This is a genomic window from Sphingobacterium sp. xlx-96, assembly GCF_011007365.1.
GTDB classification, from domain to species: Bacteria; Bacteroidota; Bacteroidia; order Sphingobacteriales; family Sphingobacteriaceae; genus Sphingobacterium; species Sphingobacterium luzhongxinii.
Genome location: NZ_WFKM01000004.1, coordinates 18,100 through 30,649 on the forward strand (window position 1 = coordinate 18,100; position 12,550 = coordinate 30,649).

Annotated in this window: 12 protein-coding genes; 5 read left to right on the top strand and 7 right to left on the bottom strand. The window is 38.3% G+C overall.

Translation table 11 applies throughout. From position 1 onward, the window contains the following. Nucleotides 1-169 precede the first annotated feature (169 nt). Complete coding sequence (locus G7B20_RS08370; protein ID WP_164110201.1) at nt 170-607, bottom strand: hypothetical protein; 438 nt, start codon at nt 605-607, stop codon at nt 170-172. A 504-nt stretch (nt 608-1,111) separates the two neighbouring features. On the opposite strand from G7B20_RS08370, the gene G7B20_RS08375 reads away from it, so the two are divergent. Next, complete coding sequence (locus tag G7B20_RS08375) at nt 1,112-2,173, top strand: response regulator (RefSeq protein WP_164110203.1); 1,062 nt, start codon at nt 1,112-1,114, stop codon at nt 2,171-2,173. 161 nt (nt 2,174-2,334) lie between these two features. Here the strand turns inward: G7B20_RS08375 and G7B20_RS08380 are convergent, their stop codons facing one another. The 4 genes from G7B20_RS08380 to G7B20_RS08395 all read right to left on the bottom strand — a co-directional run bounded on the left by G7B20_RS08380 (nt 2,335) and on the right by G7B20_RS08395 (nt 6,980). Beyond that, complete coding sequence (locus G7B20_RS08380; RefSeq protein ID WP_164110205.1) at nt 2,335-2,796, bottom strand: Hsp20/alpha crystallin family protein; 462 nt, start codon at nt 2,794-2,796, stop codon at nt 2,335-2,337. A gap of 111 nt (nt 2,797-2,907) precedes the next feature. Beyond that, on the bottom strand, nt 2,908-3,852 hold the full coding sequence (locus G7B20_RS08385) for a 1-phosphofructokinase family hexose kinase (RefSeq protein WP_164110207.1): 945 nt from the start codon (nt 3,850-3,852) through the stop codon (nt 2,908-2,910). Nucleotides 3,853-3,861: 9 nt separating this feature from the next. After that, nucleotides 3,862-5,235 (bottom strand): MBL fold metallo-hydrolase RNA specificity domain-containing protein, encoded by a 1,374-nt coding sequence (locus G7B20_RS08390; RefSeq protein ID WP_164110209.1) that lies wholly within the window; start codon nt 5,233-5,235, stop codon nt 3,862-3,864. Nucleotides 5,236-5,798: 563 nt separating this feature from the next. Then, complete coding sequence (locus G7B20_RS08395) at nt 5,799-6,980, bottom strand: N-acetylmuramoyl-L-alanine amidase (RefSeq protein WP_164110211.1); 1,182 nt, start codon at nt 6,978-6,980, stop codon at nt 5,799-5,801. Nucleotides 6,981-7,162: 182 nt separating this feature from the next. On the opposite strand from G7B20_RS08395, the gene G7B20_RS08400 reads away from it, so the two are divergent. After that, nucleotides 7,163-7,729, top strand: a complete 567-nt coding sequence (locus G7B20_RS08400; RefSeq protein ID WP_164110213.1) for a hypothetical protein — start codon at nt 7,163-7,165, stop codon at nt 7,727-7,729. A 25-nt stretch (nt 7,730-7,754) separates the two neighbouring features. Here G7B20_RS08400 and G7B20_RS08405 read toward each other — a convergent pair whose 3' ends face one another. Further along, nucleotides 7,755-8,861, bottom strand: coding sequence for a glutaminyl-peptide cyclotransferase (locus G7B20_RS08405; RefSeq protein ID WP_205600197.1), 1,107 nt, complete (start codon nt 8,859-8,861; stop codon nt 7,755-7,757). 253 nt (nt 8,862-9,114) lie between these two features. On the opposite strand from G7B20_RS08405, the gene G7B20_RS08410 reads away from it, so the two are divergent. From G7B20_RS08410 to G7B20_RS08420, 3 genes are all read left to right on the top strand, one after another. Then, nucleotides 9,115-9,384 (top strand): hypothetical protein, encoded by a 270-nt coding sequence (locus G7B20_RS08410; protein ID WP_164110215.1) that lies wholly within the window; start codon nt 9,115-9,117, stop codon nt 9,382-9,384. A 656-nt stretch (nt 9,385-10,040) separates the two neighbouring features. Then, the gene (locus G7B20_RS08415) at nt 10,041-10,343 is read left to right on the top strand and encodes a hypothetical protein (RefSeq protein ID WP_164110217.1); all 303 of its coding nucleotides are present in this window, start codon (nt 10,041-10,043) and stop codon (nt 10,341-10,343) included. A 175-nt stretch (nt 10,344-10,518) separates the two neighbouring features. Next, on the top strand, nt 10,519-11,109 hold the full coding sequence (locus tag G7B20_RS08420; protein WP_164110219.1) for a hypothetical protein: 591 nt from the start codon (nt 10,519-10,521) through the stop codon (nt 11,107-11,109). A 25-nt stretch (nt 11,110-11,134) separates the two neighbouring features. Here G7B20_RS08420 and G7B20_RS08425 read toward each other — a convergent pair whose 3' ends face one another. Further along, on the bottom strand, nt 11,135-12,475 hold the full coding sequence (locus G7B20_RS08425; RefSeq protein WP_164110221.1) for a mechanosensitive ion channel family protein: 1,341 nt from the start codon (nt 12,473-12,475) through the stop codon (nt 11,135-11,137). Between the last annotated feature and the right edge of the window lie 75 nt (nt 12,476-12,550).

The window sequence follows — 12,550 nt, forward strand, 5'->3', positions numbered from 1 at the left end:
GGAACGATAAAATGTAGTTTTTTATAGCAAAAGTCGATATAGAATACCTTTTACTACCTATAATAATAAATACCGATATAGAACATAACGCTTAAAACTAGATATTATTTTAAAACGTTGTAATACAATAATAACCAGATAATGCTAAACCCTAATATTCTGGGGTCGATTAGGAAGGTAGATCACTTATATCGGATTTAGTTGCTTTTTTGAGAATACCGTGCAACAGGTACAGATACCCAAGTTCAGACTTGTTCTTTCTAGCAGATGCAGCGGTAATGGAATTTGCAGAAGAAAATATGATATTCGCCATTCTATGATCTATAAACCCCGGGTGCCCCTCTACAAAATCAACAAATCGCTTGAATGCTATACGAGCAGACGGTTTTTCTTCGAAAAGCCAGTCCGTAACGGCCTCGATCTGATAGGCCGCATCATATCCATATTCATCTAGAGAGGGCTCTAGATTGATCCAGGTCCTGTTTACCAAATCTTTAATAATTGCTTTTTCACTTGGCGTAACCCTTCGGTCACAACATGTCAAACTATAGAAGAGAAAACCTAAGTTTTCGTAAAATTTGGTCCACTGCTGTGCTGTACGTATCATGATGTGTTTTTTTAATGTTTACAAGGTAGAAATTATCAATACGCAATATCATGATCTTAATCATTCAAAAAAATGATATATATTGGTGTTATTTTACGACATTTTTAGCGCTCTTCCTTTTTTATGTTGCGGCGAGGCGAGTTTTATAGATACTCCCCGCGCCATTTAGGTGTCTATACGGATAAGATAGACTAAAAAAAACTAATATACAGATATTTAGAACTATATTTCATTACATTTGTTAGGAGATATAAGATGAAAAAGATAATTATTTGATATATCGGAGAATCGTGCGTTTTCCATAAAAGCGAGTATGTATTGGGCCTAACTATCATTATCATATAACGATATGGCGTATTGTGGGGGGGAAATAAACATATTAACGCAATCAACCGGGGCTTAAATATGGTCAAGAAATACGTGGATACTTTTACGATGCAGAGACTTCGCCCGGATTTATAAGCAGACCTTCAGGTCAATAAAAATGAATCAAACCATAATGCTATGAGAGCACTCATTTTAGTGATTGAAGACAATGAGGAAATCTGTGAAAGTATTGTCAATATTCTTCGACTAGGAAATTATGAAGTAATTGCTGCCCACAATGGAAAAGATGGCGTGGAGTTGGCTAGTAAGCATAAGCCCAACTTGATATTGTGCGACATCATCATGCCGGAATTGGATGGATATGGGGTGCTCCATATTCTGAGCAAACATCCCGATACGACTGGTACACCGTTTGTCTTCCTCACGGCCAAGGCTGAGCTATCGGACGTTAGGAAGGGAATGAACATGGGTGCTGACGATTATCTAACTAAACCATTTGACGGGATAGAACTGCTGACAACTGTAGAGTTGAGGCTGAAAAAAAGTGAACAATTGAAAATGACCTTCGCCAATAAATTGAACGATATTGATGATTTCCTGGATAAAACCAGTGATCTTAATGAATTTCAGACACTGGCCAGTAACAGACCGAGAAAATCTTATAAGAAAAAAGACCACATCTTCGTGGAGGGACAGTTTCCAACAGAACTTTATTATATCATCCGAGGTGAAGTGAAAACGAGCCGCTTAAACTACGACGGCAAAGAGTTGGTTACGGGAATACACCGTGAAGGGCAGTTTTTTGGTTATGTGCCCTTATTGAAAGGTACAGCATACACGGAAAGCGCTGTGGCCTTACAGGACACAGTGACAGGTACTATATGGAAGGAGGACTTCCTGAGTTTGACCCATATGAACCGTGAAGTGGCGGCTCGTTTTATCAAGATCCTCTCAAATAATGTATTTGATACGGAAAAAAGGCTGCTCGAACTTGCTTACCAATCTGTGCGTCAACGGGTAGCTTCCGCCCTAGTCTATCTTTACGAACACCAAAGGGTTGCCGAAATGCATCTGCCGCTGATCACGGTGGCCAGAAAGGATATCGCAGGAATGGTAGGAACAGCGGTCGAGTCGCTGAACCGAACCTTGGGCGATTTTAGAGACGAATCGCTGATCCTATTGACCGAAAATGGAATAAAAATACTGAATTTGGAAAAGGTCAAAAAGCATAGCCAATAGTGAGTGGCAATAGTCGTACCTACGACGCAGCTTTTATCGCCGGCGCTCTATTCCCTTACATGGAAGAAAAGCATATTTTGACCTTGTGTTGATGGGCACAAAAATTTCGGTACGGGATCCATTGCTGAGTCAACGGATCCCGTACCGAAATTTTTGGGATGTCATAAAACGGGGATCGTATGTGAAGGCTTTACAGTTGTTTCTTCGGATTTTGGAACCGTAATTTTTAATATGCCATCTTCGTATCTCGCGTTAATTTCATTTTCTTTTACATGCTCCGGCAACGAAAACGTACGTTGGAAGGTGTTAAAAGAGTACTCCTGCCGGGTGTAACCATTTTTTTCTTCAGACGCTTCCTCCGTCTTTTCTGCACTGATGCAAAGGATGTGATTCTCCACTTGTAGTTTAAAATCTTCCCGACTTAGCCCCGGTGCGGCTACTTCGAATACGTAATCTTTCTGGTTTTCGGAAATATTCACGGATGGAACATTTAAGCCAATCCGCTTATTGAAAAAGCCGAAATCTACGTCAAAGAAATCACGATCAAAAATTGATGGAACCGGATTCAGCCAATCTGACATCAATGATGGCAAATTGTTCTTTTTTCTTAATGATAAACTCATAATATTATTTTTTATTGGTTAAGATACAATCTTCAACATTGCATCTTCATAACAAAAATCATAAACTTAGAAGATTTTCGTCCATTCCCAGGTTTTCTCTTGTATACGTTTTCAGGAAGAAACAGCTTCCCTCAACCACTCGTACAACCGGTCGGCGTCTTGCTTATTAAACAACGTGGTACCGGATTTCATAGTGGCGGCTGTACCGCAGGCAACTCCCATCCGAACCATATTCTCCAACGACCCTCCTTTAGCGAGTATAGAGACCATGCCTGCCACCATACTATCTCCTGCTCCTACAGTACTGAGCTTTTTTACGGTCGGTGCGTGGATATGTAGACTGTTGTCGCATGTAACCAAAATGGCGCCTTGAGGGCCCATCGAAACCACGATTACTTCTGCTTTGCCAGCAATGATGAGTTGTTTAGCGGCTTCTTCAGTGGATTTATTATCGAGAGCTTCAACACCTGTAAGTGTACTTAATTCACCAAGGTTGGGCTTCAAGAGAAAGACCCCCTCTGACACCACCTCCCTAAGAGCGGCTCCGGAAGTGTCAACAATCACCCGTGCAGATTTCGACTTTATGGTTTTCACAAGATGTCGCAAAAAGCCGGGATTTACTTCAGGCGGTAGGCTACCACTAATTACCACCAGTTTGGGGAAAGGAGATAGTGAATTAATGCTGTCTGAAATCTGTGTTAGTTCGTCAGAAGCCAATATCGCACCTGGCATACCAAAGCGAAACTGTTGGTTGTTGGAGGTGTCAAGCACCACAAAGTTTTCCCGGGTATCGTTCACGATGCTGAAAGGCATGATGTCAACCCCTTCTTTTAGCAGCAATGATTCGAGGTGTGCACCCGTCCTTCCTCCAGAGGGGAAAAAAGCTGTCGACTGCAGTCCCAAACGTACAAGCCCTCGAGCAACATTGATACCACCACCCCCGGGATCGTAGTTCGGAGACGAACATCTTAGTTTCTTTTCAGGCTGTATTTGACTCACTGTGCTGCTCTTATCCACAGCAGGATTTAACGTAATGGTGAAGATATTGTGATGCATAAGTTCTAATTATCCGCAAGAAACTTGCTCATCTTTTATTAGAATTTTAACTGGTATTTTCAGATCTGTCTGGATCTTTACGCGGAGTGCTTCTAATGCAGATGGCTCTCCATGTACAAGCATTACTTGCTGAGGTGGATTTTTATATTTTCTTATCCATTCTATTAGCTCTGACTGGTCAGCGTGTGCAGACAATCCAGTCAATTCTACAACATTGGCTTTTACAGGATAATAAGCCCCATGGATTTTTAACTCATGAGACTTATTTAACAAAGCTCTTCCACGTGTACCTTCTGCTTGAAATCCGACAATCAACACCGTATTGCGGTTATCCCCTATATCGTGTTTTAGATATTCAAGCACACGCCCGCCACTTAACATACCACTTCCTGCAATTATGATCTTACTTTTTTTATCATGAACAATTTGTTGGGTATTTACATAATCTCTGTTGATATCGATATTCTCGATAATCTCTAACCATTTTCTTTTGTCGACAGTAGTATAATCGGCATATTTTAACATAATATCTGTCGCAGAAGCAGCCATTGGGCTATCTATGATTATTGGAATATCTTGCGGAATTTTGCCTTGCTCCTTTAGCTGGTGGAGAATATATATCAGTTCTTGAGCTCTTCCAACAGCAAAGCTAGGAATAATTATATTTCCATGCTTTTTAACGGTAAGATTGATCCAATGTTGCAAATTATCGTACAAGTTGGTGTTGTCATGTAACCTATCTCCATATGTAGACTCCATAACCAGAATATCCGCTTTGGTGAAAAAATCGGGAGGTGGGAGAATTGCACTGTGATTCCGTCCGATATCTCCTGAAAAGACAATAGTTTTGTCAAAGCACGTAATTTCTACTGAACAAGCGCCAATGATATGACCGCAAGATTTAAACCGACATTGAATATGATCGCTTAATTTTATATTAGTATTTTCGCGAACAGTAAAAAACTGTTTAAACGATCGTTCGGCGTCATTTATCGTATACAGTGGCTTAGCAGGATTATGTTTGGTATAATGATGGTGATTTGCCTTTCTGGCATCTTCTTCCTGTAATTTCGCACTATCAAGTAAGATTAATTCTGTCAATTCTTTTGTAGGGCCTGTCATATAAATCTTACCTTTAAATCCTTTCTTCACAAGTAGAGGGATATAACCACAATGATCAAGGTGAGCATGGGTAAGAATCACCAGATCGATTTTTTCTTCCATAAGGATACCTATTGATTGCCAGTTTTGCTCGCGTAAGGTTTTAACCCCTTGAAATAAGCCACAATCAACTAATATAGTTAATTCTGAGGTTTTCAATAGATGCTTGGAGCCGGTAACTGTACCAGCGCCACCCAGAGATTTTATAAAAATAGTTTCCATTTTCTTATTAAGCTGCTATGCATCTGGGGTATCGATATTTATTTGATATGTCAATCAAACTCCGAGATGTATCATTGGTGGTTATGAACTAGATTTGTTTTCAAAGTACGTTGTTCCAATCGATATTTTTTCTTTTCAAATTGCTTTAATCGAGGCCATTGTGTACTATTCGTTTTCGATTTAAAGTGAAAACGGCCTTTAAAATAAAAGCCTTATGCTACCGCTAAAAAACTTATTTACAAGCCGGTACATTAAAGTTAAATCTATAAAAATTTAAATATGATGATTTCCCCCATACTTTTCAATGATTTTCATCACTGCTTTTCCAGCTGCAATTATGTAAAATTCAACTATCTTTTGGCAATTGTCAAATTTATGGACATCTCTATACGAAGTAAGCTTTTTTAAAAAAAAGTTAAGTAGTACGTCTAAACATAGCTATTTGCACCTCTACATCAATTTACTATCAGACTATTATTTACTATTTGGGTATTTTGATTATCTCCCGCAGAGCTGCTCTGCGCGATGTTGATGGCAACATTAATCAAGAAAGTAAGGTAAAACTATTGCACTTTTTTTAACCACCTTACTATTCCTTTATAAATCTTACCTGCCGTTTGTTTATGAAACTTTTCGTTCAGTATCCTTTGCTCATCCTCCGGATTACTTAAAAAAGCAATTTCTACCAAACTGTTGGGATATTCCGTAGGCGAGTTTAATAGGAAGTTGAAATTGCCGATCAGACCATATTCATTCAATCCCAAATCCAGCATTTCATCCAATATATATTTCGAGACCTGCCTACTGCCGTTATGATGGTAGTAAGTACTGACGCCCTTTACCGCTGTTCGGGATGAGGCATTCAGATGCAGGCTAATTAGCAAATCTGGTTTTACTGCTCTAAGCTTCAGTACACGATCTGTAGTCGCTACATCAATATCTTCGGTACGCGTCAAATAAACATTTTTCACACCCTTTTTGCGTAAGAGTGTTTGTAGCTCCTTAGCAAATTTCAGCGTGTAGATCTTCTCTTCTGTACCATTTAGGCTGACTGCCCCCTTTGCATTCCCACCATGCCCTGGATCAATAGCTATAAAGAGGTTTTTGATTCCTTTTTTTGCTGGAGCATGCTTTACCGATATGCGCAAAGACTTATTGTCATAATTTATGGAATAGCCCCAATTTTGCTTTCCTTCGAGGTCGATATGTATACGGTAAACATCTTTCTCCAGTTGCTCGGGGTATACATTTTTTACTATGCGGGCTTTTCTCAACTGAGTGATCCATGTCGTATTTGAAGTCGCTCCAAATACATCAACGATAATCTTATTGGGTTCTTCAAACTGAAAACTTCGGTACGGTAGTCGATCAGGTAAACTTATGGTCAATATATCGTAGTTATCTTTTGCCGACAAATGCCAAGAGCCGCTCAAGACATCAGCAGAAATAAGGCTGTCTGACAATTGATGTCCACGAGTTACAAAACGCTTAGGAATATAGGCCTCCCAGTTTTTTGATAACTTGATCTTATATCTATTCTCCACCGAATCGAGTACCACTACACGTACGCCTATATCTATAAAAGTCATTTTATCGGCTCCCAACCTTACCATACCATCGCTATACTCAATATAGGGCAAATCGCCAGTCGTCCGTCCAACCCAAGCTTTTTGAGCATATACTCGCTCACCAAAACCAATAGCAATTAACACCGCATAAAAAATAGACAAAAGATAGGTCTTCATATTCAGTTGATTCGTATTTACTAGCTCACAATACGCTTTAAAGGTATGGAAATATGTTGAATAGATCTAAGAAGTCAAAAGCTGTTGCTTGTCGAATGAGGAATATACATATATTTGCAATGTATATAATACAAAGTAATATTACCCGAACCAATCGCAACATTATAAAAGATTGAAGTAAAATGAAACCAAAAATTAAAAGTTATGCTATTCAATTCATCAAGGAGATCATCCCAGTTATTGCGGGAATTCTTATAGCACTTTTTATTGACAACTGGAATTCTCAACGAAAGGATAAAGCTTATATTCAACAAGTGTTTTCAACGATAGATAGCGAGCTTAAGGAATCTAAGGAGGAAGTTGCGAACAAGATACCTAAACAGCAGGCCTTAATTGACTCGCTGAATCGGTATGCCGACAATGAAAATATCAGCTTTCAGGATATTATAATAAAATCAGATGGGGTACATATTCCTCAGATTAGAATAAATGCCTGGAAGTCTATCGCTAATACAAAAATAGATCTGATCGATTACAGAAAAATAACGCTACTTTCTAATATCGAAGAATTGAAAGAGACTTTGAATAACAAAAGTGATTTTTTGATGAATTTCATGTATTCAAATTTCAATACAACGGATAAAAATGTAAAGGCCACAGCTAAATTAATCCTTATGGATATAATCCAAACGGAAAGAACTATACAAGAAACGATCGCATATTTTGAAGAGGGCAACATGCAAAAATAGTGTTGGAATTTTTTAACTGGAGAAGTTAATCTTCAACGATTTTTATCTCAAACATTTTGTCCCAATTTTTGCCTGTTACAAAGAAAGTACCGTTTCTACTGTCAAAGGCTATTCCATTTAGCACATCTAAATCGATATGGGGAGACACTCGGCCTCTAAGATCTGACAGATCGAGTATGGACTCTAGAGTACCATCTTGAGGATTAATAACTCCCACTACATTTTCCATATAGAAATTTGCATATATCTTTCCTTTTACCCACTCCATTTCATTGGTTCCTGAGACCAGTTCCTGATCACTAGCTACGTTGATATAGTTGACTTTAGAAAAAGTACTGGGCTCGAGTAAGTAAATCTTTTCCGAACCATCAGACATATAAAGATACTTTCCATCATTTGTCAAGCCCCAGCCTTCCATCGGTTGGAAGTAAGGAAGTGTTTTAATTTGCTTCAACGTCTTTGCATCATAAACATAAGCTAAATTGTGTTTATAGGTCAACTGGTAAATGTTACCATTAAGGATGGTAGCTCCTTCTCCAAAGATTTCATCATTCAACTCGACAATATTGGTGGGTATTCCGGTCTTGGGGTTTACAATCCTAATACTGGACCGACCTTTCTTACCGCTTTCTCCAAGACCGTTTCCAGTACTTTCCATGAGCTGATCACCAATAAACTCTAATCCCTGGGTGTAGGCTCTAATATCGTGCGGATACGTACTTACAATTTGATATTTCAGGTTTTTTGGCGGATTCTTTGGTAATAAATTTACCGATAAAGTGGTTTCAGCGACACCATCCTCATTGTACACACAAGCTTTAAAAGACTGCAAACCAAATGGTTCAGATGTAAATTTATGCGTCACCAAGGTATTACCTATTGACTTTTTAATTTCCAGATCATTGATCCAATAGCGTACGGAATCAATGGAGAGGTCCATTCCTGTTGTAATCTGCAGATTTATCTCTTCTCCAGGGGAATACTTTTGCTTTACTCCTCTGGTATCGATCTTAAAAGATGGTTCAATAGAAGATTCTTTTACCGGTGTATCTATTTGACTTTCTTTTTGACCTCCTATACATCCGCTCAATAAAATACATAGTGCCAAAGTGGCTGTCTTTTTGATTTTCATTTTATTATTTTAATGATCCTAAGTTATAAAATAAAGGCTAAGAGTGCCCCTTATACCTTTGCGATAACTCCTTTTTTAGTAAACATCAATACTGACCTCTCAAAGGGAATATACAAATATTGAAGATAGGAAAAAATAGTTGGTGTAGGTGATAATTTGACTGTCTATAAAATTCGCTATTTTTAACTAGAAACTACAGCCACTATCAAGTACATAAAAAAAGGGAATCCGATATTAATTAGTAGACAGACAGTTGCAGCTATTACAGTATGGAGAGGCCCTCAGCCTCTCGTTGTTTGATTGGTCTTCGGTCGACGAACGGATTGCCTCCGTAAGTAAAGATGGGTCTAACATACACAGCCCACGTGAATCTTTTCTATCTCGTTCGTGTTTCAGTCGGCCCTACTCTTACGCCCAGTTAATTAATTTAGGAATAAGAATCAATGTGGATAAAGTCAACATCAATACAAGGGATAAAATAATTGTCTTCGCCTTTAATGGAATTAAAAAAGTGGGAAAATAGCAGCGGTTATAAATAATGAAAGAAAAGACGCGATACACATAATAGCCCTCGCAGACTGCAAGGGCTATATCTAACCAATTGTGAACCGCTGGGTGCGGAAATATTAAATATGAATAGTTAAATATAATATTTATACAACTATAATCCAACAGGATACAAAAAAAAATGAGTTCTCAGGCTCGGTTATTGTAGACTTACTCTTTATTTCAAATGGCCGGCATGCTGTTTCGCGGTCATAGGTGTTTGCACAGTTATGCTACGCGGATATTTCATGATGAAAACGCTGAAACCAGACGCTTTCAGAAGACAAAACCAATCATCCATCGTATGTTATCTTGTTATTATATCGAGGATGTAAAAGAAAATGTTACAACTAAATTTGTGATGAAATTTGGGATCTAGCTGACAATCAATGTAGATAGCTTCTGCAAATAGGACTAGATTTTGGAAGACTGATATAGAAAAACTTACAGTCAATATAATAAAAATCAAACAACACTAATCTACAACTTATTGGGGGATACGATTGTAAACTTTGGAGACCTAATTTTAATAGTTTACAATACCGTAAGCAAAACAAATTCAATTTTTTTAGTATAGATGAGATCCCTTCCTTAAAAAATAGCGTCCTATTTTTAGATGGGAAGAAAGAACGAATGAATATTATTTGGCAAGAACCAGAATTTGACAAGGGAGGAATAGGGAGTATACCATCTAACTATACTAAAGGTACAAAGGTTATATATTATCCAGTAGAAAACCCCTATATAGTTAAGATAAAAGGTGATGTTTTCCTTGCTACTAATAGGCTGGGAAACCACAACACTACTTTAAATTTTCCAAATCTGATACTTATCCAACCTGAGAATGGATTATCGTTCATTACCTCTCTAAAAATATTGACATCTGATGGACCCAAAACTATTATTATAGACTGTACCTATAAGGAAGTTTTGTAGGTACTGTATTTTCGATGCGTCTTTTTTAAAGTTGAGGTGGTTTAAGATGCAAAACTACAACTTAATATTATGCCGGTGCGGAAATAAAAACGGTAATCCTTAAGAAAACAGCGAATTAAGTCTTGTAAAAACTTATAATTATCCTTATATTAGGTATATCAATATTATAATAATTATGAAAAACCTCATTCTGATTGTACTCGTGTTTACTTCTACAAATTTGTTTGCTCAGACTGTGAAAGACAGGAGTCAAGCCAGGTGTACCTCTGTTAAAATCACGCCAAGTAGAGACACTTCTTTAAAAGTGATTATAGTTGACAAGGAGAAACAAAGACAGCAACCTGTTTACTTTATAAATGGTCAGTTTGTAAGGCTTCTCGGCCATATTAAGTCAGAACACATAGAAAGTATAGATATAACCAAAGGAGATATCCTAATTGGAAATCAAACATACAACGGTCAAATTCATATAAAGACGAAAGCGGGTTATTCACCTAAATTGATTTCCTTATCGGAACTGAAATATAAATACACAAGTTTTAAAGAGACACCTGTAGTATTCATGCTTAACACAGATATTATAAATTCGGATCAAGAAAGTTATTTTATAGATGAAAATGACCTTTTGACCATAATCGTTGACAAACTGACCACCAATAAAGATAATGTCGAGATAGGGTTAATAACCCTATTGACAACATCTAAAAAGAACATTGATAGCAGGAATGCAATTATAATTCGGGGAGAAGAAATAGCAGCTAAGTAGATCTTTTACATATCATAGGTTTCATCTAAAGCTTTTCGATCTCTTCAACAGAAACACCTCTGCCCATGGAAACGCTATCAATAACCTTCCGAAGGTCGTCTGAAGCGGGTAGTTCGAAAACCTCCAAGTCAAAGTATTTGATGGCTGCAAACAGATGATCGAAGATGTCTGCCATGGTATTCTCAAAAAAATCCCATTGTGTACCTTTTGTAAACATGTAAAGCTCTAGCGGTAGACCATGCTCGGTTGGAGACAGCTGCCTGACTAAAAGAGTCATATCTTGGTGTATATTGGGATTATTGCGAGCATAGGCTATCACATAGGCGCGAAACAATCCAATATTGGTCATCCGCCTACCATTGACCAACATGGAGCTATCGATATCGGCCTGAGCATTGAAGACCGCAATCTCCTGCTCCCGGCTCTCGATAAAGGGCTTTAATAATGCGATCTTTTTCAATTGCGTTATTTCTTCTTCTGTAAGGTAACGGATCGAGGAAATCTTGATAGGTATGGGTCTTTTAATACGTCTGCCCCCAGTTTCCTGCATGCCCCGATAATTTTTGAACGAATCACTGAGTAGGGTGTGCGTCGGTATAGTTACAATGGTCTTATCCCAATTCTGTATCCGTACATTATTCAGATTGATCTGCAACACGTCACCATCTACACCATATTTAGACATTTCAATCCAATCGCCTACACGGACAGAGTCATTGGCCGATACTTGTATACTTGCGACAAACCCTAAAATGGTGTCTTTAAAGACCAGCATCAATATGGCTGAAGCTGCTCCTAACGATACCAAAAACGACCAGGGCGAACTGCCTGTCAACAAGGACACGATGAGCGTGCCAGCTACGAAAAGAAGAAATATCTGTGTGACCTGTAGGTAACTGTCTACCGGCTTGTCCTTAAAAGCTGTGACTTCTCTCAGAATATCTCTACAGGTCTTTAACAGACTATTCAGGAGCATATAGACGGACGCGACCAAAAGTACTCCTAGAAACTTGACAAGCAGTGAAGTAAATACGGGAAAACTGACAAATATAAAAGGGAAAATCTGCTGTGCAAGGATAACGAGAATAAGCCGACTCAGAAAAACATGTACTCTATTGTACATAAGCAGGTCGTCCCAGTGGGAACTGGTCTTTTTGACCAACCGGGTCACCAGATTATTGAAGGCATATCGGGTAATATAGTCTACAATGCCCAATAGGAGAAAGGCTATGACAAGCAGCGCAACGGAAGCCACGATATGTGTGACGGACTCGGTAAGTCCTAGACTTTTAATAAAATCAAATGTTTGTTGGTAAATGGTAGTTGTAGGTAGTTCAGTAAAGTTAAGTAGGGTTGTGTTTTCCATCCAAATAAAGTTATCTACGGCATACGCTACCTCCTGCTCGTTGGCGGACAGTCAGCTCTAATTTATCGACTTTAT

Coding starts and splice junctions, on each gene's coding strand:
- G7B20_RS08385 (WP_164110207.1), bottom strand. CDS start 3,852: ATGCATCACAATATCTTCACCATTACGTTAAATCCTGCTGTGGATAAG.
- G7B20_RS08380 (WP_164110205.1), bottom strand. CDS start 2,796: ATGAGTTTATCATTAAGAAAAAAGAACAATTTGCCATCATTGATGTCA.
- G7B20_RS08400 (WP_164110213.1), top strand. CDS start 7,163: ATGAAACCAAAAATTAAAAGTTATGCTATTCAATTCATCAAGGAGATC.
- G7B20_RS08375 (WP_164110203.1), top strand. CDS start 1,112: ATGAGAGCACTCATTTTAGTGATTGAAGACAATGAGGAAATCTGTGAA.
- G7B20_RS08425 (WP_164110221.1), bottom strand. CDS start 12,475: ATGGAAAACACAACCCTACTTAACTTTACTGAACTACCTACAACTACC.
- G7B20_RS08420 (WP_164110219.1), top strand. CDS start 10,519: ATGAAAAACCTCATTCTGATTGTACTCGTGTTTACTTCTACAAATTTG.
- G7B20_RS08415 (WP_164110217.1), top strand. CDS start 10,041: ATGAATATTATTTGGCAAGAACCAGAATTTGACAAGGGAGGAATAGGG.
- G7B20_RS08390 (WP_164110209.1), bottom strand. CDS start 5,235: ATGGAAACTATTTTTATAAAATCTCTGGGTGGCGCTGGTACAGTTACC.
- G7B20_RS08370 (WP_164110201.1), bottom strand. CDS start 607: ATGATACGTACAGCACAGCAGTGGACCAAATTTTACGAAAACTTAGGT.
- G7B20_RS08395 (WP_164110211.1), bottom strand. CDS start 6,980: ATGAAGACCTATCTTTTGTCTATTTTTTATGCGGTGTTAATTGCTATT.
- G7B20_RS08405 (WP_205600197.1), bottom strand. CDS start 8,861: ATGAAAATCAAAAAGACAGCCACTTTGGCACTATGTATTTTATTGAGC.